26 protein-coding genes are annotated in these 26,917 nt (G+C 56.6%); 9 read left to right on the plus strand and 17 right to left on the minus strand.

Features of this window, described 5'->3' with window-relative positions; translation table 11 throughout:
• Nucleotides 1-136 precede the first annotated feature (136 nt).
• Entirely contained in the window at nt 137-994 is an 858-nt protein-coding gene (locus GA0071314_RS07745; RefSeq protein ID WP_074396102.1) for a bifunctional transcriptional activator/DNA repair enzyme AdaA, read from the plus strand.
• Here GA0071314_RS07745 and GA0071314_RS07750 read toward each other — a convergent pair.
• Genes GA0071314_RS07750 through GA0071314_RS07775 form a run of 6 tightly spaced genes read right to left on the minus strand, consistent with a single transcriptional unit; the run spans nt 991 to nt 6,705 of the window.
• Nucleotides 991-1,857, minus strand: coding sequence for a phosphodiesterase (locus GA0071314_RS07750; protein WP_074396103.1), 867 nt, complete (start codon nt 1,855-1,857; stop codon nt 991-993). The genes GA0071314_RS07745 and GA0071314_RS07750 overlap by 4 nt on opposite strands.
• The gene (locus tag GA0071314_RS07755) at nt 1,850-2,932 is read right to left on the minus strand and encodes an ABC transporter ATP-binding protein (protein WP_074396104.1); all 1,083 of its coding nucleotides are present in this window, start codon (nt 2,930-2,932) and stop codon (nt 1,850-1,852) included. Before GA0071314_RS07755 ends, GA0071314_RS07750 begins: the two co-directional genes overlap by 8 nt.
• Before the next feature lie 23 nt (nt 2,933-2,955).
• The gene (locus GA0071314_RS07760; RefSeq protein ID WP_074396105.1) at nt 2,956-3,744 is read right to left on the minus strand and encodes an ABC transporter permease; all 789 of its coding nucleotides are present in this window, start codon (nt 3,742-3,744) and stop codon (nt 2,956-2,958) included.
• Nucleotides 3,741-4,637 carry an ABC transporter permease gene (locus GA0071314_RS07765; RefSeq protein WP_074396106.1) on the minus strand — a complete coding sequence of 299 codons (897 nt, stop codon included), beginning with the start codon at nt 4,635-4,637 and terminating at the stop codon, nt 3,741-3,743. The genes GA0071314_RS07760 and GA0071314_RS07765 overlap by 4 nt, the downstream gene beginning before the upstream one ends.
• Nucleotides 4,638-4,639: 2 nt before the next feature.
• Nucleotides 4,640-5,671, minus strand: a complete 1,032-nt coding sequence (locus GA0071314_RS07770; protein ID WP_074396107.1) for an ABC transporter substrate-binding protein — start codon at nt 5,669-5,671, stop codon at nt 4,640-4,642.
• Between the two features lie 32 nt (nt 5,672-5,703).
• Complete coding sequence (locus GA0071314_RS07775) at nt 5,704-6,705, minus strand: substrate-binding domain-containing protein (protein ID WP_074396108.1); 1,002 nt, start codon at nt 6,703-6,705, stop codon at nt 5,704-5,706.
• Between the two features lie 242 nt (nt 6,706-6,947).
• Between GA0071314_RS07775 and GA0071314_RS07780 the strand changes: the two genes are divergently transcribed.
• Nucleotides 6,948-8,414 (plus strand): cobyric acid synthase, encoded by a 1,467-nt coding sequence (locus GA0071314_RS07780; RefSeq protein WP_074396109.1) that lies wholly within the window; start codon nt 6,948-6,950, stop codon nt 8,412-8,414.
• On the opposite strand, the gene GA0071314_RS07785 is transcribed toward GA0071314_RS07780, so the two are convergent.
• Entirely contained in the window at nt 8,374-8,772 is a 399-nt protein-coding gene (locus GA0071314_RS07785; RefSeq protein ID WP_074396110.1) for a RidA family protein, read from the minus strand. The two genes, GA0071314_RS07780 and GA0071314_RS07785, sit on opposite strands and share 41 nt — an antisense overlap.
• 127 nt (nt 8,773-8,899) lie before the next feature.
• On the opposite strand from GA0071314_RS07785, the gene GA0071314_RS07790 reads away from it, so the two are divergent.
• Entirely contained in the window at nt 8,900-9,463 is a 564-nt protein-coding gene (locus GA0071314_RS07790) for a hypothetical protein (protein WP_074396111.1), read from the plus strand.
• A gap of 26 nt (nt 9,464-9,489) precedes the next feature.
• Here the strand turns inward: GA0071314_RS07790 and GA0071314_RS07795 are convergent, their stop codons facing one another.
• Nucleotides 9,490-10,671, minus strand: a complete 1,182-nt coding sequence (locus tag GA0071314_RS07795) for a vWA domain-containing protein (RefSeq protein ID WP_074396112.1) — start codon at nt 10,669-10,671, stop codon at nt 9,490-9,492.
• 3 nt (nt 10,672-10,674) lie between these two features.
• Nucleotides 10,675-11,529: an AAA family ATPase gene (locus tag GA0071314_RS07800; protein ID WP_074396113.1), complete on the minus strand. Its 855-nt coding sequence runs from the start codon at nt 11,527-11,529 to the stop codon at nt 10,675-10,677.
• A 200-nt stretch (nt 11,530-11,729) separates the two neighbouring features.
• Here GA0071314_RS07800 and GA0071314_RS07805 point away from each other — a divergent pair, with 200 nt between their 5' ends.
• Together GA0071314_RS07805 and GA0071314_RS07810 are read left to right on the plus strand one after the other, a co-directional pair.
• Complete coding sequence (locus GA0071314_RS07805) at nt 11,730-11,990, plus strand: type II toxin-antitoxin system Phd/YefM family antitoxin (protein WP_066319191.1); 261 nt, start codon at nt 11,730-11,732, stop codon at nt 11,988-11,990.
• Nucleotides 11,990-12,370 (plus strand): type II toxin-antitoxin system VapC family toxin, encoded by a 381-nt coding sequence (locus GA0071314_RS07810; RefSeq protein WP_074396114.1) that lies wholly within the window; start codon nt 11,990-11,992, stop codon nt 12,368-12,370. The genes GA0071314_RS07805 and GA0071314_RS07810 overlap by 1 nt, the downstream gene beginning before the upstream one ends.
• Nucleotides 12,371-12,399: 29 nt before the next feature.
• On the opposite strand, the gene GA0071314_RS07815 is transcribed toward GA0071314_RS07810, so the two are convergent.
• Nucleotides 12,400-14,379, minus strand: a complete 1,980-nt coding sequence (locus tag GA0071314_RS07815) for a sigma-54-dependent Fis family transcriptional regulator (protein ID WP_074396115.1) — start codon at nt 14,377-14,379, stop codon at nt 12,400-12,402.
• A gap of 290 nt (nt 14,380-14,669) precedes the next feature.
• Here GA0071314_RS07815 and GA0071314_RS07820 point away from each other — a divergent pair, with 290 nt between their 5' ends.
• The 4 genes from GA0071314_RS07820 to GA0071314_RS07830 all read left to right on the plus strand — a co-directional run bounded on the left by GA0071314_RS07820 (nt 14,670) and on the right by GA0071314_RS07830 (nt 18,700).
• Nucleotides 14,670-16,478 carry an NAD(P)/FAD-dependent oxidoreductase gene (locus tag GA0071314_RS07820; protein WP_074396116.1) on the plus strand — a complete coding sequence of 603 codons (1,809 nt, stop codon included), beginning with the start codon at nt 14,670-14,672 and terminating at the stop codon, nt 16,476-16,478.
• Between the two features lie 16 nt (nt 16,479-16,494).
• The gene (locus tag GA0071314_RS19880) at nt 16,495-16,848 is read left to right on the plus strand and encodes an alcohol dehydrogenase catalytic domain-containing protein (RefSeq protein WP_269449429.1); all 354 of its coding nucleotides are present in this window, start codon (nt 16,495-16,497) and stop codon (nt 16,846-16,848) included.
• Nucleotides 16,835-17,566 (plus strand): zinc-binding dehydrogenase, encoded by a 732-nt coding sequence (locus GA0071314_RS07825; RefSeq protein WP_269449430.1) that lies wholly within the window; start codon nt 16,835-16,837, stop codon nt 17,564-17,566. Before GA0071314_RS19880 ends, GA0071314_RS07825 begins: the two co-directional genes overlap by 14 nt.
• Before the next feature lie 522 nt (nt 17,567-18,088).
• On the plus strand, nt 18,089-18,700 hold the full coding sequence (locus tag GA0071314_RS07830; RefSeq protein ID WP_172822096.1) for an OmpW/AlkL family protein: 612 nt from the start codon (nt 18,089-18,091) through the stop codon (nt 18,698-18,700).
• Between the two features lie 78 nt (nt 18,701-18,778).
• On the opposite strand, the gene pepQ is transcribed toward GA0071314_RS07830, so the two are convergent.
• The 7 genes from pepQ to GA0071314_RS07865 all read right to left on the minus strand — a co-directional run bounded on the left by pepQ (nt 18,779) and on the right by GA0071314_RS07865 (nt 26,884).
• Nucleotides 18,779-20,083 carry a Xaa-Pro dipeptidase gene (gene pepQ, locus GA0071314_RS07835; protein WP_074396118.1) on the minus strand — a complete coding sequence of 435 codons (1,305 nt, stop codon included), beginning with the start codon at nt 20,081-20,083 and terminating at the stop codon, nt 18,779-18,781.
• Nucleotides 20,084-20,092: 9 nt separating this feature from the next.
• Complete coding sequence (locus GA0071314_RS07840) at nt 20,093-21,007, minus strand: LysR family transcriptional regulator (protein WP_074396119.1); 915 nt, start codon at nt 21,005-21,007, stop codon at nt 20,093-20,095.
• Between the two features lie 34 nt (nt 21,008-21,041).
• Complete coding sequence (locus tag GA0071314_RS07845) at nt 21,042-22,121, minus strand: ABC transporter ATP-binding protein (RefSeq protein WP_074396120.1); 1,080 nt, start codon at nt 22,119-22,121, stop codon at nt 21,042-21,044.
• Nucleotides 22,118-23,134: an ABC transporter ATP-binding protein gene (locus GA0071314_RS07850; RefSeq protein WP_074396121.1), complete on the minus strand. Its 1,017-nt coding sequence runs from the start codon at nt 23,132-23,134 to the stop codon at nt 22,118-22,120. Before GA0071314_RS07850 ends, GA0071314_RS07845 begins: the two co-directional genes overlap by 4 nt.
• Before the next feature lie 7 nt (nt 23,135-23,141).
• Nucleotides 23,142-24,083 carry an ABC transporter permease gene (locus GA0071314_RS07855; protein ID WP_074396122.1) on the minus strand — a complete coding sequence of 314 codons (942 nt, stop codon included), beginning with the start codon at nt 24,081-24,083 and terminating at the stop codon, nt 23,142-23,144.
• Nucleotides 24,080-25,129: an ABC transporter permease gene (locus GA0071314_RS07860; protein ID WP_074396123.1), complete on the minus strand. Its 1,050-nt coding sequence runs from the start codon at nt 25,127-25,129 to the stop codon at nt 24,080-24,082. Before GA0071314_RS07860 ends, GA0071314_RS07855 begins: the two co-directional genes overlap by 4 nt.
• A 171-nt stretch (nt 25,130-25,300) precedes the next feature.
• Nucleotides 25,301-26,884: an ABC transporter substrate-binding protein gene (locus GA0071314_RS07865; RefSeq protein ID WP_074396124.1), complete on the minus strand. Its 1,584-nt coding sequence runs from the start codon at nt 26,882-26,884 to the stop codon at nt 25,301-25,303.
• Nucleotides 26,885-26,917 lie beyond the last annotated feature (33 nt).

Consider the following 26,917-nt stretch of genomic DNA (forward strand, 5'->3'; position numbering starts at 1 on the left):
GCCACACCCTAGCCGAAAATATTTGTGCTGTCTGCTATAGCAGTCAGCAAGATTCGGGTCGGCAAGGAGCCCGTGAGCACTTAGGCTGTGAAGGTAACGCTTGGCAGTCAATAATGTGACGATGTGAGAGACGACAATGAACGACTATGAACGAATCGAGAAAGCCATGGCTTATATGGTGGCCCAAGCCGCAGCACAGCCTAAGTTGGAAGCGGTGGCCGCGCACGTTCATTTAAGCGCCTTTCACTTCCAGCGCTTGTTCTGCCGCTATGTGGGGATCAGCCCCAAACGCTTTTTGCAGGCGCTGACATTAGAGCGCGGCAAGCAACTGATGCAATCCTCCGCCTCGCTGCTGGATATAGCGCATAGCCTGGGGCTTAGCGGTGGCTCGCGGCTTTACGATCATTTTGTGCAGCTAGACGCCGTCACGCCGGGGGAGCACAAGAGTCAGGGGCAGGGTGTCGAGATTGCTTACGGCGTTCATGCCACGCCCCTGGGCAGTGTGTTCGTGGCGGTCACGCCCCGCGGGATTTGCCGCATGGGGTTTGTGGATACCACCAGCGCTGAATCGCTGCTGGCACAACTTGCCAAGGAATGGCCGCTTAGCACGATTCACCACCATCCTGATGCTACGCGCTATGCGGTGGAGGCGCTTTTCGACAAGCCAGGCGATGACTCAGCTTCTTTGTCGCTGCACGTGACGGGGACTAACTTCCAAATAGCGGTTTGGCGAGCGCTGCTGACCATTCCGGAAGGCCAGTTGGCCAGCTACTCGCATATTGCCCAGGCGCTGGGCACGCCAAAATCTTCCCGCGCGGTGGGAAATGCGGTGGGTGCCAACCCCATTGCACTGTGGATTCCCTGTCATCGGGTGATTCAGCAAAGCGGTGCGCTTGGGGGCTACCGCTGGGGTTTAGAGAAAAAGCAGATGGTGCAGGCCTGGGAGTTGGCAAAGGTCAACAACGAGTCGCTTTCTCCCATGGCCACATCTTAATCAATTAACCCACTGGCATCATAAAACGGAAAAGGGCCGGGGTAGTGCTCGATAAAGCCTTGGTGAGTCACCATGCCGCTAGTCGCCGACCAGTGGTGTAGCAGGTAACCGGGGGGCTCAAGCTGAAAGTGGGCGGGGCCGTCTGGGGTGAGATCCAAACTCACCTGGTGGGAAACTCCAGGGCAGCTGATCGCCAGGGTGTTAGCAAAGCGGGCCTGAATCGAGCGGTGCAGATGCCCGCAGAGCATGCGCTCGACCTGGGGGTGCTGGCCAATGACGTCAGCTAGCGCGTCGGGTCGCTTAAGCGGCTGGCGATCCATATGGTCGATGCCACTCATAAACGGGTGGTGATGCACCATGACCAGCGTCGGTTTATCGGGCTGCTCTGAAAGCGTTGTATCCAGCCACTGCAGGCTTTCATCGCTTAATTCACCGTGGGGTTTGCCCGGCACCGATGAGTCGAGCCCCACTAAGCGCACTGGGTAGTCATCCACGACCCACTGCAGGTAGTCGCGGTGCTGAAACAGGTAGCGATGCTCCGGAAATGCATTACGCAGATGGTGGCGGTCGTCGTGATTGCCAGGGATCAAGTACACCGGAAGCGTCAGGTCGGCCAGGATGTGCTTAAAGGTGGCGTACTCGTCGGGGTGGCCAAAATCAACCAGGTCGCCGCTAATCAGCACCAGGTCGGGCCGTGGGGCTAGCTGATTGAGCGTGCTGAACGCTTGATGCAGCGCATTGGCGGTATCCACCTGGCGGTAAGAGCGTTTACCGCCCGCCTTGATATGCGGATCGCTAATCTGGGCGATAAGGCATTGCTGGGCATGAGGATCTTTCTGAATGTTTAAACTTTGATCAGCCATTGGCCATCTCCTTGGCATCAACTGGGGCAGTGGGCTTATCCGGGTGAAAAAGCACGTGGGAGGGGAGTGCAAGGCCAATCGCGCTGCCGTTGGGCCAGCGCTGGCGGGAGGGTGCCTCAATCTGCAGCGGTATAGCGCCACCGGTATCGACCATTAGACGTTGGCTTTGGCCCAGGAAAATACTCTGCACCACTTCTCCCGTTACATCGGCTTGGTCAAGGGGCACTACCTGAATATCCTCTGGCCGGCAGTAGACCGTGGGTACGCCCTGCAAATGTGAACCTCGGAGCTCACCGCCATGTACCACCAAACCACCATCGGCGCGGGTGCTGATGACGTCCAGGCAGTTAACCGCACCAATAAAGTCTGCGACAAACGCATTGGCTGGCTGATGGTAAATCTCTTGAGGTGTGCCTAATTGGGCAATGCGCCCAGCTTGCATCACCGCGATGCGGTCACCCAAGGCCATCGCCTCGTCCTGGTCGTGGGTGACGTAGACGGCCGTGGTGCCCAGCTCGCGCAGTAGCAGGCCGATCTCGATACGTAAGCGGTCGCGCAGCTTGGCATCAAGAGCCGCCAACGGCTCATCAAACAGCAGTACCTTGGGGCGCACGGCAATCGCCCGGGCAAGCGCCACGCGCTGTTTTTGGCCACCGGAGAGTGCTTCGATTCTCCGCTCACCAAAGCCCTGTAAGTCGACCATGGTCATGACTTCGTCAAGCCGTTGGGCAATTTCTGCCTGCGGCAAGCGCTGTATTTTTAGCCCGTAGGCAATGTTGTCGGCAACGTTCATGTTGGGAAACAGCGCATAGTTTTGAAACACCATCCCCACGTCACGCTTCTCGATCGGCAGGGCAGTGACATCGCGCTCGCCAAACAGTACTTGCCCGCCTTTGTCGGGGCTTTCCAGGCCGCTGATAATACGCAAAGTGGTGGTTTTGCCGCAGCCGGAAGGGCCCAGCAGTACCAGGGTTTCGCCCGCGTTAACGTGCAAATCAAGCGGCTGTAGCGCGGTAGTGCCACCGGCGAAGGTGCGGCTGCACTGGTGTAGGGTAATGCTGACAGATGAACTCATAGCGGATTCTCAAATAATAAAACTTAGCGACGCTGCCCGGTGAGGTGGCCTGCCCACTGAATCGCCACCAGTAAGGGCACCACCATCACCAGAAATATCAGCGTGTAGGCTGAGCCCACTTCAAGGCGCATGGAGGCGTAGCTGTCCGCCAAGCCGACCGGGAGCGTTTTGGTCGATGGGGTATGCAGCATCCAGGTGATGTTGAACTCCCCAATAGAGAGAGTGACTACCATCAGTGCGCCCGCCAGAATGCCACTCATGCAGTTGGGAACGACTACGCCGAAAAAGCGTTGCCGGAAGCTGGCGCCCAGGCTGGCGGCGGCTTCTTCAAGCTGGGGAAGCTTGGCGGTCTGCATCACGGAGAGCACCGCTCGCACCATAAAGGGCAGCGTAAACAGCACGTGTCCGACAAGAATAAACAGCCAACTGCCGCGAAATTCACGGTAGCTGCCATAGGCGAGCAGCAGGGCAAGTGCGGTGGCCAGTCCAGGCACAGCAACCGGTAACAGCAGCAGTTCTTCAATGGCGTTGGCCCACCGGCGGCGGCTGCGCAGCAAACCATAAGCGGCGGGGACGCCGATCAGAATAGTGATCAGTAAGCAGGCGAGCGCTAGTTTAATGGAGAGCCAGATGGTATCAGCGTAGAGGTGCCACACCTCATTGACCCAGCGCAGGGTCAGCCCGCTTTCAATGCCAATAAAGTAGTTCTCGGTCAGTCCCGCCATCACCGACATGGCGACGGGCACGATCATAAATAAGCACACCAGCAGGGTGAAACTGAGTTGCAGCGTGAAGCGTAGGCGCGATTTCATACCGAAGCTCCCAGATTGCCGCCTGCCAACCTACGGGCGAGGCTTAATGCCGTCCAGGTTATCACGCCCAGTACCACCGAAAGCGCAGCCGCCATGGCAAAGTTGGCGTAGTTGGTGAATTCGCCGTAGATATTGAGTGGCAGGATGCTTAGCCGCGTGCCCAAAGTAAACGCCGTGCCAAAGGCGCCCATGCTGGTAGCAAAGCAGATAGCCCCGGTTGAGAGCAGTGCGGGCGCAATGCCTGGAATAATCACGTCTTTGGTGACCTGCCAGGTGTTAGCCCCTAACGAGCGGGCTGCCTCTTCAAGGCTTTGATCCAGGTTGTCGCAAGCCGCCATTACTGTGGTGATCACACGAGGGATGGAGAAATAGAGATAGCCAATAAAAAGTCCTGCCAGTGAGTAGGCGAACATCCAGCGTTCGCCAAACAGCCAAAGGCTGGTTTGCGCCAGGGCCCCCTGGCGGCCGCCCAGCATAATGACCAGAAAGCCCACCACGACGCCAGGAAAGGCCAGCGGAAAGGTGAGGATGGCGACCAGTACGGACTTGCCAAAAAAACGCTGACGGGCGAGGAAAAAACCGGCAACCCCGGCAATGGCCACCGCTACCAGTGACACTACCAGCGAGAGACCAACGGTGGTCGCCAGACTGATCAAGTACTGCCGATGGGTGAGAATAGTCAGATAAGCACTGATGCCACTACCCGGGTCTGCCTCGGTGCCCATTATGATCAGTCGTGAAAAAGGCAGTAGCCAAAAGGCGCAGAAAACCACCAGTGCAGGCAGCAGCGCGCACAGCGCAATCAGGCGTTTACGCCGGGCTGGCCCTGCCATCGCAGGCGGTCGGCTGAGATAAGAAGCAGCCCCGGAGGGCTGCTTGGCTGCCGCTGTCATGATTAACGCACCTCCGAGAGATACCGCTCAGAAAAGCGCCGCTGAGCAGACGCCATGGCGTTATAGTCGACGGCTTCGGCGCGGGCGTAGTCGCTGTCGGGGAGGAAGACTTCGCTTGCCTCTTCGGAGATGGCGCTGTCGCGCACCGGGCGCAGGTAGGCGTCTGCCCATACCGCCTGGCCTTGGTCAGAGAGCACAAAATCGAGTACCTGCTGGCCGTTCTCGGCGTTGGGGCCATCTTTCACCAGACTCATGACGTAAGGCACCACCACGCTGCCTTCCTCGGGAATCACGAACTCCACGTTGGCGCCGTCGCTGTGGCGTGCGCGGTAAGCATTGAAGTCGTAATCAAGCAGGATCGGGATCTCGCCAGAAAGCACCCGTGCGTAGCTGGTCTGCTTGGGCACGATCGGGTCGTTGGCGGCGAGCTCATTGAAGTAGTCGATGGCCGGGGTGAAGTCATTAAGATCGCCGCCCATGGCTTGGTTGACCGCCACGGCACCGACGTAGCCGACAAAGGCGCTAGCCGGGTCAAGGTAGCCCACCATGCCGCGATACTCGGGCTTGAGCAGGTCTTCCCAGGAGGTGGGCACCGGGGCGCCATCCAGGGCATCCACGTTGACCATAAAACCGAGGGTGCCGGAGTGAATGGCAAACCAGTTGCCTTCGGGGTCTTTCAGGCTGTCGGGGATCTCGTCCCAGTTTTCAGGCTGGTAAGGCGTTACCACGTCCTCTTCCATGGCCTGAATGCCGAAGGTCACCCCGTAGTAGACGACATCCGCCACTGGGCTATCCGCTTCGGCGACCAGTTGGGCTAATGACTGGCCGGAGTTTTTGTTGTCTTGGGGCACGCGGATGCCGGTCTCCTGCTCAATCAAACGCAGCTGAGTACCCCAGTCCGCCCATTCGGGCGGGCAGTTGTAACAGATCGCGTTGTTATCTGATTGCGCCAACACGCTCCCCGACGTACTGATGATCGCCGTGGCCAATACCGCTTGATAAAGACGCTTAAGGTTCATGCGTTTAAGACTCATACCAAGTTCCTCTCTAACGTACCGAACGTGGACTAACGGGATGCCGGGGTTCCGGCACTTTCGCCCTTACGCATTGCGTGGGGCAGTGGGGCGGGCGTGCAGCGCTCCCCCCGAATCATGGCTAACAGAGTGTGGACGGCACTGCGCCCGATCTCGGCGCGAGGCTGCTCAATGGTGCATAGCGACGGGTAGAGGTGCTTGCCCAGGGCGATCCCATCGAAGCCCATGACGGAAAGGTCATCAGGCACCCTAAATCCGGCGCGCTGAAGTTCGCCCATCAGGCTGATGGCGAGCAGGTCGTTGGTGCAGATGACTCCCGTAAGAGCGTTAGCCCCTTTCAGCGCTGGCGTGAGGCTGACCAGGTCTGCTTGGGTATGGCGGGTCATCTCTACTAGTGGGCGAGGCATCAGCCCCGCTTCGTCCATCGCGTGGCAGTAACCTTCAAAGCGTTGTTGGGCGCGGTCTGACTGCAGTAGCGGGCCAGCGACCATGCCAATTCGCTTATGGCCCAGGGCGATCAAGTGGCGAGTGGCGTCGGCGCTGGCGGCACGGTTGTCGACGCCTACCGAGGGGAAATCGCTGTTGCCCGGCGGGTTGTAGACCAGCAAGCAGGGGGTGGTTTCCAAGCGCAGCTTGTCCAGCACGGCGCTGTTATCTGCTTCCGCCACGGTAAGCACCAGGCCGTCGACGCGCTGGCGCAGCATCTCCTCGACAATGTCACCCTCGCGGCTGGGCGAGTATTCGCTGGTGGTAACGATCAGTGAGTAACCCGACGCACGGGCAGCCACTTCCATGGCTTGAAGCTGCTCGGCAAACACCGGATTATCGAGACTGGGTACCATCACGCCAATCATCTGCGTGGCCTGCGAGCGTAGCTGTTGGGCAACTTTATTGGGTCTGAACGCCAGTTGCTGTGCCGCGTTTAAAACGCGTTCCCGGGTCGCTGGGCGTACCAGATCGGGGCTTGAAAAAGCCCGTGCTGCAGTTGCCCGAGAGACGCCGGCGAATTTGGCCACGCTGAGTAAATCTGCCATGCGAATACCCTGTTATCGACAAAATGAGATCGATCTCATTTATGGGGTATCAGCCTAGGATGAGGGCGTGACGAATTAATGGCGGTTAAAAGTATTTTTAAAGTGATTATGATGACAGCGCGATTAACAGCTAACTCAGGATCAGCTGTTATTAAAAGTAAGCTCGTTTCGCTGTCGCACATTGCGCTGCTTCCTGGGGCTCGCTACAGTCGCGCTCTTATCCACCTGGGCGAGAAGTCACTATGGCCACTTTGATGATTCAGGGCACCACCTCGGATGCGGGGAAAAGCACCGTTGTGGCGGGGTTGTGCCGTGTGTTGCAGCGCCGTGGTGTCTCGGTGGCCCCGTTCAAGCCTCAGAACATGGCGCTTAACAGTGCGGTCACGGTGGATGGCGGTGAAATTGGCCGTTCAACGGCACTACAGGCTCAGGCTGCGGGCGTTGAGCCGCATAGCGATATGAACCCGGTGCTGCTCAAACCGGAAACCGACCGCGGTTCGCAGGTCATTTTGCGCGGCAGGGTCCACGGCCATATGGATGCCATGGATTACCACGCTTTTAAACGTACGGCCAAAGAGAGTGTGATGGCCGCGTGGCAGGCCCTGGAAAGCCGCTTTGACGTGATTATTGCCGAAGGCGCGGGCAGCCCTGCCGAGATCAACCTGCGCCAAGGCGATATTGCCAATATGGGCTTTGCTGAAGCCGCCGACTGCCCGGTGATATTGGTGGGCGATATTGACCGAGGCGGGGTGTTTGCTCAGTTGGTGGGGACGCTTTCACTGCTAAGCGAAAGCGAGCAGGCACGTATGAAAGGGTTTGTGATCAACCGCTTTCGTGGCGATATCAGCCTGCTAAACCCAGGCATTGAGTGGCTAACGGCGCGCACCAGCAAGCCGGTATTCGGCACGCTGCCGTACCTTCAAGGGTTATTGCTGGATGCCGAAGACAGCATTGGCCTGACCCACGCCCCAACGCAAGGGGGCACTCTCAATGTCGTCGTTCCGGCGCTGCCGCGCATCAGTAACCACACAGATTTTGATCCATTACGTTTGCACCCCCAGGTAAAGCTGACCTTTGTGGGCGCGGACCAGCCGATCCCGGCCGCCGATGTGATTATCCTGCCGGGCAGTAAAAGCACCGCGAGCGATTTGGCTTGGCTAAAGCGCCAGGGATGGGTTGATGCTATTCAGCGCCACCTTCGCTATGGCGGCAAGCTGCTGGGCATTTGCGGTGGTTTTCAAATGCTAGGCGAGTGGGTGGAGGATCCAGATGGTCTGGAGGGTAAGCCTGAACGCGTCGAAGGGTTGGGGCTATTGCCACTGACCACGCGCATGGTGGCGGGTAAACAGCTACGCAACGTCAGCGGTGCGCTGTTCGGCGATGGCGCGGCGGTAACCGGGTACGAAATTCACAACGGCGTCAGCGTGGGCAGAGCGCTTGAACGGCCGCTGTTTGACCTAAGCACGCACCGTGATGGCGCCATTAGTGACGATGGGCAGGTGATGGGTACTTACCTGCACGGTTTGTTTGATCACCCCGAGGCGTGCCTAACGCTGCTAACCCGTTTGGGGTTGGAGTCGGCCCAGCCGGTCGACTATCGCGCTCATCGCGAGCGCGAGTTAGACCGCTTGGCGGATACGTTCGAGGCACATTTAGATATCGATGCCCTTATGAATCTTCTGGGAGTTGCCGTGTCGCCATCACGGTAATCTCGACGTTACTGCCACCGCAGAGGTTGGGCGATTCGGTGCAGGTGCGGGCAGGATAGCGACCAGGTTCAAAAAACTCGGCATAGACACTGTCCATATCGTTAATGGTATGCAGGTCGGTGAGGTGAACATCAACACGCAACACATCAACAAGGCTGCCGCCTTCCATCTCTAGCATCCGCGAAATTGCACGCATGACCAAGCGCGTTTCTTCCTTGATGTCGCCTTGTGCAGCATGGCCGTTAGATAGATCAGAGACGGTGAGTCCGGAAATAAACACATAGCGATCATCGATCACCATATGGCTGCCGGGGAAACTCGGGGTGGGCATGGTGGGGTCGTTAGTAAACGTCGTCATAGTCATCCTTGTATGGCTTTACGTACACGCTTCGACATGTTGTCGCTCGCTAGGTTCATGTTGTTTATCACTGTTAAAATAATCGCGATTACACTAGGCTTGCCGCTTTTGGTGAGCGGGGGATCCCATGAAAATCATGCAAATAAACCAGACAGCACAGCAAGATGCTTGTTTGGCACGGCTGTGTGCGGAGGTCTATGGCCAAACCGCCGGGCTGACGCCGCTCGTGGTATTTACCGGTACGCGCAATGTGCTTTTAGCCGAAGAAGCGGCGCGATTGCTCGCAGCCGTTGATGGTGAAGGCGCGCCCCAGGCGCTGGCATTGCTAGTGTTGGATGAGCAAGGCGAGGGGATGTCGCTCACCCACGCCTGCGATCTGGATGATCTGGAAGCCAAGGCGTGGCTGGTAGGCGAGCTGGCGCTTAAGGCGCCGCTTCGCGTTGATGCTTGCGATGCTAAACAAGAAGCGTTTTATCAGCAGTGTGGCATGAAGCGTTGGCTAGACGGCGCAGAGGGGCAGCGTATTGGATTAAGCACACGCCACCCCGCGCAAACGGTTGATGAGCTGGCAGAGACGGTCACCATCGACGAGGCGCTGATTTTGCGTCGCTTCAAGCATGACCCGGCGGCGTTTGAGCAAGCTAAACAGTTATTTATTGATGGCTTGGCGCATTTCCCTAAGGCTTTTTAAAGGCTAACTACACAGCTACCACGCGGCTACTTTTTTGCTAGCTCGCGCATAGCGGTTTCCAGGCCTTCCATGGTCATGGGGTACATGCGGTCCTCAATGATCTCGCGGATCAACTGTGTCGAGTAGGTGTATTCCCAGGCTCGGGGAGGCATTGGGTTGAGCCACGCCAAGCGCGGGAAGGTGTCACACAGACGCTTGAGCCATAAACCACCCGCTTCGTCGTTGAAGTGCTCAACGCTACCGCCCGGATGGGTCACCTCATAAGGCGACATAGCCGCGTCGCCGACGATCACCACCTGATAATCCGCGCCGTAGGTATGCAGGACGTCCATGGTCGAGATACGCTCGTTACCCCGGCGCATGTTATTGCGCCATACGCCTTCATACAGGCAGTTATGGAAGTAGTAGTGCTCCAGATGCTTGAACTCAGAGCGGGCGGCAGAAAACAGCTCCTCGCAAACGCGAATGTGGTCGTCCATCGAGCCACCTACATCCAAAAACAGCAGCACTTTAACTGCGTTATGGCGCTCCGGGCGCATCTGCACGTTGAGTAGCCCGGCGTCCTTGGCGGTTTCGCGGATGGTGCTATCCACGTCGAATTCTTCAAGCGCCCCTTGGCGGGCAAACTTGCGCAGACGGCGCAGCGCCATCTTAATGTTGCGCGTACCAAGTTCCAGCGAATCATCGTAATCGCGAAAGCGCCGCTCGTCCCACACTTTGGTGGCGCGACGGTGGCGCGAGCCATCCTGGCCGATACGAATACCTTCCGGGTTGTAGCCGTAGGCGCCAAACGGGCTGGTGCCGCCGGTACCAATCCATTTGTTGCCGCCGGCGTGGCGCTCTTTCTGCTCCTCCAGGCGTTTTTTAAACGTCTCAATGAGCTCTTCGAGGCCGCCCAGGGATTCGATCTTGGCTTTCTCTTCGTCGGTAAGCTGCTTCTCAAACTCACGGCGTAGCCAGTCGTCAGGGATTAGCGCTTCAATGGCAGCGTCCATATCCTCGAGGCCTTTAAACCAGGCGGCGAAGGCGCGATCAAAGCGGTCGAAGTGGCGTTCATCCTTGACCATGACCGTGCGCGCCACCTGATAGAAGGCTTCCATGTCGGCAAACACCACGCCGCGTTCCACCACCGCGTGAAGGTCGAGCAACTCACGCAGTGAAACGGGTACCCCTGCGCGCTTGAGGGTTTCAAACAGGCCAATAAACATGGCTTAGCGGCCTGTGCCTTTTTGGCGGCGCATCATAAACGCCAGGCGCTCAAGCAACTGGGTGTCCTGTTCATTTTTGACCAGGGCACCGGCCATCGGCGGCAAGGCTTTGACTGGGTCACGGTTGTAAAGCGCTTCCTGGGCAATATTGTCAGCCATCAGCAGTTTGAGCCAATCCACCAGTTCCGAGGTGGAGGGTTTCTTCTTCAGGCCGGGGGCTTGGCGTAAATCGAAAAATACCTCTAAGGCCTCGCTGACCAGCCGGGGGGCGATATCCGGGAAGTGCACATCGACAATCGCCTGCATGGTCTCGCGATCAGGGAACTCGATATAGTGGAAAAAGCAGCGGCGCAGGAACGCATCCGGCAGCTCTTTTTCGTTGTTTGAGGTGATAACGATGATCGGACGCTGCTCGGCGCGGATGGTTTCGCCGGTTTCGTAAACGTGAAACTCCATACGATCCAGCTCTTGTAGCAGGTCGTTGGGAAATTCGATATCGGCCTTGTCGATCTCGTCGATCAGCAGCACCACGCGCTGATTGGCGGTAAACGCTTCCCACAGTTTGCCGGGCTTGATGTAGTTGGCGACGTTTTCCACGCCTTCAACGCCAAGCTGAGAGTCACGCAGACGGCTGACAGCATCGTACTCGTATAAACCCTGGGCCGCCTTGGTGCTGGATTTGATATGCCAAGTGATCAGTTGGGTGCCCAGTGACTCGGCGAGTTCTTCGGCCAGCAGGGTTTTGCCGGTGCCCGGTTCGCCCTTGATCAACAGCGGCCGCTCTAGCACCACGGCAGCATTGACCGCCTGCTTTAGAGCATCAGTGGCAATATAGGAAGAGGTAGAGTCAAACGCCATGGGAGAGCCTCGGCTTGTCGAAAGCGGGGTTATAAAAGGGTAAACGGATTCAAACAAGTGTACGTGAGGGTCGCCTTCGAGGCCAACAGGTGGTCTAGCGTTATTGGTAAAGTTACACTTGCTTGAGTAACTTAGTTGGTCGGCAACTGTCATAGTTGCCATAATAGGGACAATGACAGCGTATAACGAGAGGTTACGCCATGCATGCCAACGTAAAGCAACTGCGTTTACAAACCAAGGCGCTCTTAGCGGCGACACAGCGTGGAGAAACCGTCGATATCACTTATCGCGGCAAGCCTTGTGCACGGCTGGTGGGTCTCGATGAGAGTGGTCTGGAAACGCGTCCAGCCCGTAACCCTGCCTTCGGGTTATGGGCTGATCAGGACTCCTCGAACGGCAACGATGTTGAGTCACAGGTTCGGCGACTACGAGCGCCGCGTACGTTCGAGGTGGGTGAATAATGCTGGCAGACACCGACGTACTGATCTGGAATTTGCGCGGTAATACTGCGGCGGCGGAGCGCCTGGATGATCTACCGGGCTTTTCGCTGTCCGCAGTGAGTTATATGGAGTTGGTGCAGGGCATGCGCAACAAGCAGGAACTCAATCAACTGCGTCAAGCGCTGCATTATTGGCAGGCAAAAATAGTCCATTTGGACGAAGGTACCTCGTCGCGTGCCACCTTCCTGGTCGAAAGTTATGCGCTTAGCCATAACATGCAAATGGCGGATGCGCTCATCGCCGCGACGGCTATGGAACTGGGCGTGCCCTTACTAACCGCTAATGATCGCCATTACCGCCATATCGATGGTTTGGCGTTAGACATCTTTCGTCCAGCTTAAATGGCTTAACTCTCATCTAACTCTATCGGTCACCCCTGCCAATTCGGGGGCACGATGCCTTGGCGCTGCATTTGCCGGTATACGGTAGGCCGCGAAACCCCTAGCGTGCGAGCCACGGCGCTTATATTCCAGTGCTGTGCCTTGAGCATTTCCAGCAATGTGTGATCGGTGTCGCCATGGGCGTCTGCAGGGTTGAGGGGGCTCTGCTGGGTAATGCGTTGGCTCAGGCATTGCTCGGGCAGATCGTGAACGGTAATTTCGTCGCTTTCCGAGGTGGCCATGGCAAATGCCAGCGCATTTTTTAGCTGGCGGATATTGCCGGGCCAGGCGTAGGCGAGCAGGGCGCTAATGGCATCGGCGCGCAGGCGGGGCGAAAGGTGACCGCCGCGTTCGTTGACCACATCGTTAAACACCTGACGAATCACGTAGAGCTTATCGGCCCGTTCACGCAGCGCGGGCAGGCGCAGTTGAGCCCCATTAAGGCGATAGTAGAGGTCTTCGCGGAACTCGCCCTGCTCGATCATTGCATCGATATTGCGGTGGGTGGCGGTAATGACCCGAATATCGACCTTCACGGGCGTATTGGCACCCAGCGGCATGACCTCCCGTTCCGCCAGTACGCGTAGCAGGCGGGTTTGCAGTGACAACGGCATATCGCCGATTTCATCGAGAAACAGCGTGCCGCCATGGGCCTGGGGAATTAGCCCGCGCATGCCTTTGGAACGGCCACCGGTAAAGGCGCCTGGCTCGTAACCAAACAGCTCGCTTTCGATCAGCGCTTCGGGGATAGCAGCGCAGTTCACTGCGATAAAGGGCCCTTTGGCGCGTTGACCGCTGTCATGTAGTGCTCGGGCAACCACCTCTTTCCCCGTGCCGGTTTCACCACTAATCAGCACATTAACGCTGGCTTCGTTGCACAGCCTCTCCGCTAGCTTCTGCACCTTGCGCATAGCAGGGTCGTCAGCGCCCAGCCGAACCAGTGGCTCCGGAAGGCCGGAGGGAGCCGGATGCGCTTGAGCCGGGCGTGGGCGGCGCGGTTCCAGCAGGCTAATAAAGTAAATGGTGTTGTCGACTCTGGCACGAAAAGCGCGCAGTTGATCGTCGGTGGCGCTATTGATGCTAAGCACATCGGCGATATCGCACTCGAATAATTCTCCTAGCATGGGCGTTGGGTCTAGCGACCAGGGTGGCCAGCGGCGCTGGTGCTCGGCGATCAATTCACGCCCTACGGCATTGGCAGCAATTACTTGCCCGTTCTCTTCAATGGCGATGAGCCCCCGTCCGTTAACGTGTACAAACTCCCGCGAGGTATCCAGGCGCACCATCAGGCAGTCGCGATAGCGCTGCAGGAAATAAGCATCCTCAATCATGCGTGCGTAAAGCGTTACCAGCGAGAGGCTGAAATTTTGGCTCTCATGCTGAGTAGGCGATTGCAGCGCGGAGATATCCAGCACCGCTATGACATTGCCCTGAGGGTCAGCGATAGGTGCGGCGGTGCAGGTGAGCGAAATATGCGAGGCGTCGAAGTGCTCCTGGCGGTGACAGATAATCGCTTGGCGATCGTGCAGGCAGGTGCCTACGGCACAGGTACCCGCAAAGCGTTCGTCCCAATCGGCTCCCAGGTAAAGGCCCGCTCTGCGCAGCTGCTGGTCTTGGTTAGGGTCGCCGCGAAACTCGACGGTAATGCCGCGGTGGTCGGTGAGCAGCAGCACATAGCCTAGCTGGGCGATTTGCTGATAGAGCTGGTCAACCCCTGCGCGTGCTACATGCAAAAGCTCATCGACAGATTCCCGGTGCTCAATCAGGGTCTGCTGGGGTACGACGCGGGCAGGGCGAGGCCGGGTGGGGTCGAGCTGGTACTCGTTTAGGCAGCGCAGCCAGGAGCGCCGAATGGTCGCTTGCGCCGGTAGTTGCGGAACGTCCAAGCCTTCGCCGAGCTGGAAAACATGCTCGATATGCTGGCGCTGAACGGATTGCAGCCGTGCAGGCAGGGGCGATTGAGTGGGCATGGCGTGATTCACCCTGGGGCTTGTTATTGTCCTTCCAGCCTATGCGCTCTGGCGTGGGTGTCAACGACGTGCCATTACGCCGTTAGTCGTGTGTTACACCTGTAACGCCAGAGTGTAAACGGTGTGACAGGTGTACGCTCTACATGACGCCCAATTGCTAACAGGTTTTTTATTTTTTATTTATATTTTTCAATATATTGAGTTTAATTTTAAGTGATTGGCATAGCGGGTGCTTAGGGTTGTGTGTCACAAGACAGTCAACAATAACAAACCTGCATGGAGTACCCGCTATGTCAGAGACACAAGCCCAACAAACCGCCACAGCTACTGTTCAAGGCTGGCTGAGTGATTTTGATCAGGCGCTACAGGCCCAGGATATCCAAGGTGTGCTCGCACTGTTTAATGACGAGTGCTACTGGCGCGATTTCCTTACTTTCACCTGGAATTTAAAAACCTGTGAAGGTAAAGACGCGATTCAAGCCATGCTCAATGCCACTTTGGAGAACGTGCGGCCTTCGAACTGGCAACTAGAGGGCGAAGCAACCCAAAATGGCGATGTTGCTGAGGCGTGGTTCACCTTTGAGACCTCGGTCGCCAGCGGCAAAGGCTATTTGCGACTTAAAGACGGCAAATGCTGGACGCTGCTCACCACGATGCAGTCACTGCATGACTTCCCAGAGCCGCGTAATCACCACCGTCCTAAAGGTGCTGAGCACGGCGCCAATAAGCAGCGCGAAACCTGGCTGGAAGCACGACAGCGCGAAGAAGCGGAACTTGGTTACACGCAGCAGCCTTACTGCGTGGTCATCGGCGGAGGCCAAGGTGGGATTGGTCTTGGGGCACGACTAAAGCAGATGGGCGTGCCGACCATTATTATCGAGCGCAACGAGCGTGCAGGGGACTCCTGGCGAAATCGCTATAAGTCGCTCTGCCTCCACGATCCGGTCTGGTACGACCACCTTCCCTATATTCCTTTCCCTGAAAACTGGCCGGTGTTTGCCCCCAAAGACAAGGTGGGCGATTGGCTGGAGATGTACACAAAGGTGATGGAGCTCAATTACTGGAGCTCCACCGAGTGTCAAAATGCACATTTCGACGAAGCCGCAGGTGAGTGGGTGGTAAACGTCAAGCGTAACGGCGAAGCGATCACTTTACGGCCCAAGCAACTGGTGATGGCCACTGGGATGTCGGGAATGCCCAATATGCCGCAATTTCCAGGGGCGGAAAGCTTTGCAGGCGAGCAGCAGCACTCCAGCCAGCACCCTGGGCCGGATGCTTATGCTGGCAAGAAGTGTGTGATTGTAGGCTCGAATAACTCTGCTCACGATATTGCCGCGGCACTATGGGAACACGATGCCGATGTGACCATGCTGCAGCGCTCGTCGACGCATATTGTGAAGTCGGATTCGTTGATGGAAGAGGTGTTGGGGCCACTCTACTCCGAAGAGGCGGTGGCCAGTGGCTTAACCCATGACAAGGCTGATCTGATTTTTGCATCGATCCCCTACAAGGTGCTGCCAGACTTCCAACGCCCGGCGTTTGAGGCGATCAAACAGCGCGACGCCGCGTTCTATCAGAAGCTCGAAGATGCAGGCTTTCTGCTCGACTTCGGTGACGACGACTCTGGGCTGTTCTTGAAGTATCTACGCCGGGGCTCGGGTTACTACATCGATGTGGGCGCCTGCGATCTGGTCGCCAGTGGCGATATCAAGCTACGCAGCGGCGTAGGCATTGAGCGTATTAACCCGCACTCCATCACGCTGACCGATGGCAGCGAGCTAGAAGCAGACTTGATCGTTTATGCCACTGGCTATGGTTCCATGAACGGCTGGGCGGCCAGGCTTATCTCCCAGGAGGTGGCGGATAAAGTGGGTAAATGTTGGGGCTTGGGTTCTGACACTACCAAAGACCCCGGCCCTTGGGAGGGCGAGCTGCGCAATATGTGGAAACCCACCCAGCAAGAGGCGCTGTGGTTCCACGGCGGCAACCTGCACCAGTCGCGGCACTACTCGCACTATTTGGCGCTGCAGTTGAAAGCACGCATGGAGGGGCTGGAAACGCCTGTCTACGGTCTGCAGCCGGTTCACCATACGTCTTAACAAGGAAGGGCAACCCATGAATCAGTCAAGCATGCAGGCAGCGGTTTGGTACGCGGCAAGAGATATTCGCGTCGAGCAGGTGCCGGTTCCCACTATCAGCGGCCCCCATGAAGTGAAGGTGAAAGTAGCTGCATGTGGCATTTGCGGCAGTGATCTGCACGAGTATGCCGCCGGGCCTATTTTTATTCCGGTAGGTAAGCCGCACCCGATCAGTGGCGAGCAGGCGCCGATCATTATGGGCCATGAGTTCGCTGGAGAAGTGGTAGAGGTCGGCGAGAAAGTCACGCGGGTGAAGGTAGGCGACCGCGTGGCGATTGAGCCGATCCTTTCCCCCCAACAAGGATGGCGCTTATCAGATGGAGCGCTATAACCTCACGCCTTTACTGGGCTTTCATGGCCTCTCGGGCGGTGGTGGTGGCTTTTCCGAGTTCACCGTGATGGGTGAGCATATGGTGCATAAGCTGCCGGATGAGCTGAGCTACGAACAAGGCGCTCTGGTAGAGCCCGCGGCGGTCGCACTGCATGCGGTGCGTCAAAGCTGCCTGAAAGCTGGTGATAGCGCAGCTGTATTCGGCGCGGGACCGATTGGTCTGATGACCATCGAAGCACTTAAAGCCGCCGGTGCTGCTAAAATTTACGCCGTTGAGGTGGCGCCTTCTCGCAAAGCCAAGGCCGAAGCATTGGGGGCCATTGCAGTTGATCCGCAGCAGGAGGATGCGGTGGCAAAAATTCAATCGCTGAGCGATGGCGGCGTGGACGTGGTGTTTGAGGTAACTGGCATTCCTGCCGTACTGAATCAGGCGCTGCATAGCACCCACGAAGGCGGGGAGGTGGTAGTGGTCAGTATCTGGGAAGGAGAGGCCAGCTTTCAGCCTAACGACCTCGTCATCAAAGAGCGCACCATGAAGGGCATTATCGCCTATCGCCATGTGTACCCAGCGGTGATGGCGCTGATGCAGCGGGGCTACTTTCGCGCAGAAGATATGGTCACCCAGCGCATTCCCCTGGCAGATATCGTGGAAGAGGGCTTTGAAGCGTTGCTAAGCGACAAAGCCCAGGTGAAAATCATCGTGACACCTAATCACTAATGTGAGGATTTTTAAGCGCAAACGAACTTACATGATACTTTGTGATGCACGAGAGCTGAAAATTGCGCAGTGCTGGTGCAGCTTACTTGCTGCAATGCGAGAGAAATGACGACAGATCAAGCAGTTGTTTTATAAATAATTGTTTTGTATATGTTTTTAAAAAAGTGGCACACAGTTCGCTACATAGTATGGCAAAGGGTGAGTGAATAGAGATACAACGGCTTAAATAAGTTGCTTCTCTCCCTTCTTCACCTACATCGCGACCGCTTGGTTAGCGATACACAGAGTGAGCTGGCGTGCTCCACCTGGGTCCCCTTCGGGGGACTTTTTTTATGCGTGGCATTTGGTGAATCACTGCATATTTTGTGCTTAATTCTATAACAAAATTTTACGTGACGTTTGGAAACAGTGTTCGTATACTCATTACTGTACAAGTTATTGAGCGTCGCTGCCGTGACAGATGCAGAGTAATACGTGACGCTTGATAACGGATCCCAAGCGAAAGGCAAGAGGATGACCCAGATGAACCAATTTAAAATTTTATCTGCCGCTGTGATTACCGCTGGCTTTGCATTGGCAAGCCAAGCTGCATTGGCATACACCGCGGGCGATGTCTTTGTTCGCGGTGGGGTCGCTAAAACAGACATTGCTTCCGACGACAGCAACGTGGCGGGAGCGGACGTAGACGTTGAAAGCGAAAACGGTTTGACTTATGGCGTTGGTTATCTGTTCCATGACAAATTCGGCGTTGAGCTAAACAGCAGCGAAGGTTTTGAGCATGACCTCACGACTGACGCTGGTGATGCAGGTAGCGTAGAACGTTTGCCGGTTAATGCGCTTTTCAACTACTACCCGATGGGCGGGGTCGACTCGCGTATTCAGCCATATGTTGGCGTGGGCCTTAACTACACCAATTTCTATAGTGAAGACACAGCCGCTGACATTAGCGTCGATGACAGCTATGGTGCTATTGGCCAAGCAGGTCTCGACCTGGCGGTGACTGATAACATCCTGCTTAACGGCTACGTCAGCTATGCCGATGTAGACGCCGATATCGAATCCGGTGGCGCTAACGTTGGTGCGGTGGATATTGATCCGGTGACCGTTGGTGGTGGTGTTACGTACCGCTTCTAATCAGCACTATTGAACGCACACCGTGGCGTGAGCCAAGCTTGAACAAACGCCCAGCCTAGCTGGGCGTTTTTGTGGGTGCTATTTGAATATCGTTAAAGGCGTTAAGTTATCGGGCCCCTGGTCGGTCACGGCAATATTGTCTTCAATACGGATGCCGCCGCAGGGCAGGCAGTGGTCCACCAACGTCCAGTTGATGGGTAGCGAGTGTTGGCGAAGCGGTGCCAACAGCATAGGAATAAAATATAGCCCAGGCTCGATGGTCACGACCATGCCCTGCTCAAGCCTGCGGGTGAGCCGCAATGCCGGATGCTTGCTGGGGGCTGGGGCAGGGGTGCCGTCTGGGTGGCGCAAACCGGCTACGTCATGTACCTGTAAGCCGAGCGAGTGGCCGAGTCCATGGGGGCAAAAGGCGCGCGTGACGCCCTCGGCTACGGCCTGCTCACTGCTGCCCCGGAATAAATCATGAGCGACTAATATATTGCCTAAACGCTGGTGCATTTGCTCGTGCAGCGCAATGAAATCTGTACCCGTCGTAACCTCTTTGACCAGCTCGTCTTTTAGGCCGTGTAAGGCGCCCACCAGTTCACCGAAAAGCGCCGGTGCGTCTGGGCCAGCGTAGGTGCGGGTAATATCCGCGCAGTAGCCGCGGAAGCGTCTCCCTGCATCCACCAGTAGGCTGAAGCGCTGCCTGGGTGGAGTCGTGTCGTAGTGCTGGTAGTGAAGCACGCCCGCGTGGTCGTTTAGGCCCATAATATTTTGGTAGGGAACCGCTGACTCGCGCTGTCGGCTACCGGCTAAGTAGGCGAGTTGGATATCCAACTCGCCGGAAGCACCAAGAAAAGCAGCTTGCGCGGCTTCGTGCCCCGCAACGGCGATCCGGTTAGCTTCCCGCAGGCAGGCGATCTCGTAGGCAGACTTGATGATGCGACGTTCGTCCAGGCGATTAATCAGCGCGGTGGGATTGAGTTGTGCATTCAAACTGGACGTGGGCAACTGAGCCACATCACCGATAATCGCGGCGTTACCCTCCAGGGCGGGGGTAACCTTGTCGCTGCAGAGACGGATATCAAATTCGTCCACCCAGGGTTCTTCGGGTAAGCGGGTCGGCAGGTGCCAAAAATCAGCCGGCGCATAGAGATAAAGTTGCGGCCGTTGGTGAGGGCGTATCACCAGCCAGCTGTGCTGTACGTCGGCCAGCGGCACCCAATGCATAAAGTGGCCGTAGGTCTGAAAGGCGGGGGCCTGATCATCGGCAAAGTAAGCGTTGGCGTGCCCGCTATAAATGGCCAAGCTGTCGAGGTGGTGTTCTTCGAGCAAGGCCGCATAGTCGCGCTGCAGATGTATCAGGTGCTCTTGCTGTAACCGATAAAGTTGCGTTGACATGCAGGATCTCTAATAAGTACGAAGAAGGGGGAGTTCGCTCCAAAAGGCATCAAGCTCTCCATGGTGCTGACCTTGGTGGCGATACAGGCGAAGCTCCATGGGCACATCCCAACGGCTATCGCCCGCGCGGACCAGTCTGCCCTGGCGAAGCTCTGCTGCGACGTTGCGTTCGGGCAACCAACTCATTCCATAGCCTAGCAGTACCAGTTCTTTGATACCCGCTGCATACAGGTTTTCACTTTGTGCCGTGAGGTAGCTGCTTTGCGGCAAACGCCCCAGATGGGCTTTAACCGCTGATCCCAAAAGCCCGCGTTTTGGATAGGCCAGCCACGGGATCGGCTGCTGCCGGCTGCCCGGCAGTAGGGCTCTGGGCGCCGAGTGCTCATCAATACCGGTGACCGGGATTAACCGTTCATGGCCGATGACACGGTAGGTACAGGCGCTGGTGTCGATATCCAAATCACAGCGTCCAATGGGCCAATAGCAAATCGCCAGGTCGCATTCGCCGCGCTGGAGTGCCTGAAAGTAATCGCTGGCCACCCAGCCGGTCGCGCGCAGGTAGGGTTGCACGCGTTCCTGCCAGCCGGTAGAAGCCAACCATTCGGGCAGAAACTGCCCAAGTAAGCTTTGCGGTGCGGCCACCATAATGCGCCTTTTTTGCCCGGCGCTGATCTCGCGAACACGGTCTCGGGTTAAGCGAACGCGGTCGGTGACCTGTTCGCAAAGCGTCAAAAACTCTTCTCCCGCTGGGGTGAGCGACAAAGGCAGCGTTTGCCGGTTGATCAGCGTCACGCCCATTTCTTCCTCAAGCAGCTTAATACGACGGGAAAACGTCGGCTGAGTGACGTGCTGCTCGTCAGCGGCGCGGGAGAAGTGTCGTGTTCTGGCCAGGGCGATAAAGTCTTCTAGCCAGCGAATTTCCATGCCTTAGCTCTCCATACAGGAACGAGCGACCGCCTCATAGGCGGCCTTCTTCAACAGCGTGGCACGCCACACGCGTACCGTCACCCTGGGTTTGCAGCAGTGGAATTTCCTCGCGGCAACGTGCGTTGGCATACGGGCAGCGACCATGGAACACGCAGCCACTCGGCAGATTCACCGGCGTGGGCACTTCGCCGGAAAGCCGGATATGCTGCGGGCGATCATCCTCCAAACGAGGAATCGCCGACAGCAGCGCCTGGGTGTAGGGATGGCGAGGCTTGGCAAATAGCGTCCTGGTGGAGGCAATTTCACACACAGTACCCAGGTACATCACTGCGACGCGCGTGCCAAAATGCTCCACCACGGCCAAGTCATGGGTGATAAACAGATAGGTGAGATTGCGCTCGTGCTGGGCCTCCATCAGCAGGTTAAGGACCTGCGCCTGAATCGATACGTCCAGCGCGGAGATGGGTTCGTCGGCGACAATGAATTCTGGGTCGACCGCTAGCGCTCGGGCAATGGCGATACGCTGACGCTGGCCGCCGGAAAATTCGTGGCCGAAGCGTTTGCCCCAGTCTGGGTCAATGCCCACCGACTGCATTACCTCTTCGACTTTTGTTTCGATCTGGGGGCGATTCCAGTCGGGATGGTGTAGGCGAATCGGTTCTTCCAGCGTCTGCTGAATGGTCATGCGCGGGTTCAGCGATGCATAGGGGTTTTGAAAAATCATCTGCATGCGCTTGCGATAGGGCAGTAGCTGACGCGAACTCAGATTATCGATCCGTTCGCCGTCGTAGCGGATCTCGCCTTCGGAAGGTGAAAGCAAACCCATTACCGTGCGCGCAACGGTGGACTTGCCGCAGCCGGACTCGCCCACCACGCATAGTGCTTCGCCGCGCTTTATATCGAGGTCAACGCCGTTGATAGCATGTACGTATTCTTGATGGCGGACCAGCTTGCCACCCTTGAAGCGTAGTTGCTCAAGGAAGTCTCCTGACAGCGAAAAGCGCTTCTTTAAGCCGCGAACTTGCAGCAGTGAATCGGCACTTTTTTCGTTTTGGCTGGGCGGATCAACGGGGGTGCGGTCGGTCGCTAAGGCCTCAGTAGACGCGGTCATGAGGTTTCCTCCTTTTGGCGGCGGTCTTCAAGCATTTCGGCCACCATATGGCACGCCACGCGGCAGTTGCCGGACTCAACAAAGCCGGGAACCTGCTGGGTGCAGGCCGGGCGGGGCTGACCGTCGGCGCGGTTGATAAAGTCACAGCGGGGGTGAAACGCACAGCCGCTGGGCAGATTCGACAGCGACGGCATGCTGCCACGGATCTGATTGAGCTTTTCGCCAGGGGTGGCCATTTGCGGCAGTGCGTTGATCAGCCCCTGGGTGTAAGGATGCTGCGGATCGTTGATAATTTCCCGCGTAGGGCCTTGTTCAATCACGCGGCCGGCGTACATTACCAGCATGCGTTGGGTCACTTGGCTGACCACGCCAAGGTCGTGGGTAATCAAAATCAAGCCGACGTTGTGCTGCTCGCAGAGCTCCAGCAGCAACGCCATGATTTCTGCCTGAATGGTGACGTCCAGCGCCGTGGTCGGTTCGTCGGCAATGATGATATCCGGGTCCAGCAGCAGCGCGATGGCGATGATGACCCGCTGGCGCATGCCGCCGGAAAGCTCGTGGGGGTACTGATCCAGACGCGTTTCGGGTGAAGGAATCTGTACCTGACGCAATTTGTCCAGCGCGATGGCGCGTGACTCTTTGCTGGAAATGCGGCGGTGGGCTTTGAGACATTCGACCATTTGCTCGCCGATAGACAGCACAGGGTTCAGCGTCATCATCGGGTCTTGGAAAATCATCGAGATACGGTTGCCGCGCACTTTACGCAAGCCGCGCTCGGACATCGTGTTGAGCGTTTTACCTTCAAAGGTAATACTGCCGCCAGCAATAAAACCGGGTTTGGCAATCAAGTTAAGCAGCGAAAAAGCGGCGACGGATTTACCTGCACCGGACTCACCGACAATACCTAACCGCTCACCACGCTCTAGCGTAAAATTGACGTCGCGCAGCGCGCGTACCTCGCCTTGGCGCAGGCCGAAGCGCACGTCTAAATTTGTTACTTCTAGTAGTGCCATGTTGTCCTCAGCCTTTGTAGAGTCGCGGATTCATAACGTCACGTAGCCAATCGCCGAGCAGGTTGATGGACAGTACGAGCACCACCAGCACTGCACCGGGGATCATCGTGATCCACCAGGACCCGGATTGGATGTAGTCAAACCCAGACTTAATCAGCGAGCCCAGCGAGGGGTGGGTTTCGGGCATCCCTAGGCCAAGAAATGACAGCGCGGCTTCTGAAATAATCGCGTTGGCAATTTGTACCGTCGAAATAACGAAGATCGGTGAAAGCGTATTGGGTAGCACGTGACGGAACATGATGCGCTTGCTACGTAGACCCATTACACGGGCCGCATCGACGTATTCTTTGTTTTTTTCGGCGAGCACAGACGCTCGCACGGTGCGCGCGTACTGTGGCCATTCCGCGAGGCCAATAATCAAAATCAGCATCAGCACGGCGTAGCTGCTGTAAAACGAGCTGCCAAAAGAGGCCTTGACCACGGCCCCGACCACGATGGCGACCATCAGCGTTGAGAACGACAGTTGGATGTCGGCCAAACGCATCAGGAAGGCATCCACACGGCCGCCCAGGTAACCCGCCATCAGGCCAAAGGTGACCCCCAGGAGTGCTTGCAGGGCAACGGCACCAAAACCGATAAGCAGGGATACCCGCGTACCGTAAAGAATCACCGATAATAGATCACGGCCCTGAGCGTCGGTACCCAAGCTGTAGCGTTCGTCAGCTCCGTCAACCCAAAAGGGGGGTAGCTCGGAGGCGAGAATATCAATCTGGCCCAAATCGTAAGGGTCAGTGGGGGCAAGTAGCGGTGCTGAAAAGGCGGCAAATACCAAGCAGACAAATATCGCCAAACATAGCTGCGCGGTGTAATCGCGCTTGAAGCTGTACCACAGATAAGAGTCACGGAAGCGCTGCCAGCGGCTAGGAACAGAGTGTGTTGTCGTTGTCATGCGGGCTTCCCGGTTAGTTTGACAGTGGGATTCACCAAGCCATAGATCAAATCGACGAGGGTGTTGGTGACCACGAAAATGATCCCGACAATCATTAAGTAAGAGATGATCAGCGGAATATCGGCGCGGTTAATCGCATCGAGGAACATCAGGCCCATGCCCGGCCATTGGAAGACTGTTTCAGTCAAAATGGTGTAAGCCACCATCGTGCCAATTTGTACGCCACCCACGGTAATGACCGGTAGCATGGTGTTTTTAAGCGCGTGAACAAAATACACACGGCGCATGGAAATGCCTTTGGCGCGGGCATATTTTACGTAGTCCGACTGCAGCACTTCCAACATTTCCGCGCGGATTAAGCGGATAAACAGCGGCAGCATAATAGAGGCGAGGGAAACCGCCGGTAATACGATATTGCGAAGCCCATCCCACGAGGCAAAGTTGGTTTCCCAGTGACCAAACACCTGCACGATGCCGTCGCCACGCCCAAATGAAGGCATATTGCCCTGGGTAGAGAAAAAATTGTTTAACCAACTGCCCCATGCCGTGCCTTCAGGGAAAAGCGTGACGGTCACGCCAATGGCGAAAATTTGAATAAGGACAATAGCGGTTAAAAATACCGGTATCGAGATGCCAACAATCGACACGCCCATGAAAAATTTCGAAATAGGCGAGCGAGGTTTAATCGCGCTGTATACCCCAATGGGGACTGAAAGCAGCACAATGATAAGCGTAGAGGCAAACACCAGCTCCAGTGTGGCAGGCAAATGGCGGGCAATAACCTCCAGCGCGGGCTCACGGTAGAAATAGGAGTAGCCGAAATCACCTTGTACGGCATTTTTAGCAAAGCGTGCGTACTGGACCAAGAACGGATCGTTAAGGCCGAAGCGCTCGCGAAGTTCTTCGCGCTCGCTTTCGGGCACTGACTGCCCCACCATCTGTTGGATGGGGTCACCCAGGTTGTCCTGGATGGCGAAGGCTAGCAAGCTGATGACAAACATCACCAATATCGCGTGCATTAGCCGTTTGATTAAAAAGGCAATCATGGCGTACGCCACCTATGTGAAAGGGTTCAACGTGGGAATCGGCAAGGAGGTTATCGCGAATCGCCTAATAAAAGGCTTCGCCCCCTGGGGCAAGCCTAGGGAGCGAAGCGTCCTTGCAATAAGGTAAAGACGTTTATATTAAACGCTTACTCAGTACCTTATATATGCGGTTTATTCGTCATCTTCACGGTCAATGACGAGGTCACCAAGGTAGGGGAAGTCGATGGCGTTGACCACCGGCTCAACATTGACCCCTTCAGCGGCGGCATAGGCAAGGTTTTGCCAATGTAGCGTAATGAAGCCAACGTCTTCGTAAAGCATTGCTTCGGCTTCCTGGAGCATCTCGTCACGCTTTTCCAGGTCGTTTTCGCTGTCGGCGTCGGTCACCAGCTTGTCAATCTCTTCGTTGCAGTAACCGCCATAGTTGTACTGGCCAGCGCCGGACTCTTCATCACGGCAGAATGTCAGGTACTGGAAAAAGTTGGCGGTGTCTTCGGTATCGGCGTGCCAGCCAATCATTGCCATGTCTGACTCACGGTCGTCGTATTCTGGCCAGTACTGGGCAAGCGGCATGGTGCGCAGGTCCACATCGATATTAATGCGTGCCAGCATGTTGGAAACCGCTTGGGCAATTTGCGCATCATTCACATAGCGGTTGTTCGGCGCGATCATTTCGATTTCAAAGCCGTCCTCATAGCCTGCTTCGGCCATAAGCTCCTGGGCACGTTCCAGGTCATAACGCGGAGTAAGGTCTGGATTGTAGCCTGAATACCCTTCTGGCGAGAGCTGGCCAGCTGGGTTGGCGAAGCCACGCATTAAGCGGTCGGCGATGCCTTCCTGGTTAATTGCCAGATCCACGGCCTGACGTACGCGTGGGTCCTGGAAAGCCTCAACGCGCTCTTCGTTCATTTGGAAACCGATAATGCGTGTGCCATCGATTTCGATCAGGTTGACGTCATCTGCATCACGAACACGGTCTAAATCGTTGGGCGGTACCGCATCAATGAAATCCACGTCGTCGGACAGTAGGGCGGCAACCCGCGAGGCATTTTCAGAAATCGGGGTCAGTTCGATGCGCGATACGTTACCTTCGGTCTCGGTATCCCAATAGTCGTCGAAACGCTCAAACTCAACACGAACGCCCTGGCGGCGGTCAGTTACCTGGAACGGCCCGGTACCCGAGACGTTGCGCGAGGCGTATGAGTTGCCGGATTTCTCGATTTCACCTTTATCTTTGCCGTCATCGGTTTCACCCGAGTAGTACTCGCGGTCCATCGGGAAGATGTAAGTCGCGATGTTCATCAGCAGCGGGTAAGGCTCGCGGGTCTTGATCTCGACGGTGGTATCGTCAATGGCTTCGGCACTTTCTACCGGCTCGAAAATACCGCGGTAGTCGGGGCTTTCTTTCAAACGTTCCACGGTCCACACCACATCGTCGGCGGTGAACGTATTGCCGGAGTGAAACTTCACGTCTTCGCGCAGCGTGAGGCGCATGGTGGTGTCGTCAACCTGCTCCCATTCGGTGGCCAGGCGTGGCTCGAACTCAAAATCCTTGGTCCAGCGCACCAGCGGGTCAAAGGCCATGTGCGAGAAGCGCAGTACGCCGCCTGAAAGCTGTTCGTGAATATCCAGCGTCTCGAAGTCGGCAGAGTAGCCAATGCGCAGGGTTTCTGCACTTGCGATCGTAGGTAGTAGCGCGGTGCCGGTTAGCGTTGCACCAATAACAGAAGCCAATAGCGTTTTTTTAAACGTCATAGTCGTTCCCTGAAAGGAATATTTATTGTTCGC

It is taken from the genome of Halomonas sp. HL-93, assembly GCF_900086985.1.
In the GTDB taxonomy this organism is placed as follows: domain Bacteria; phylum Pseudomonadota; class Gammaproteobacteria; order Pseudomonadales; family Halomonadaceae; genus Vreelandella.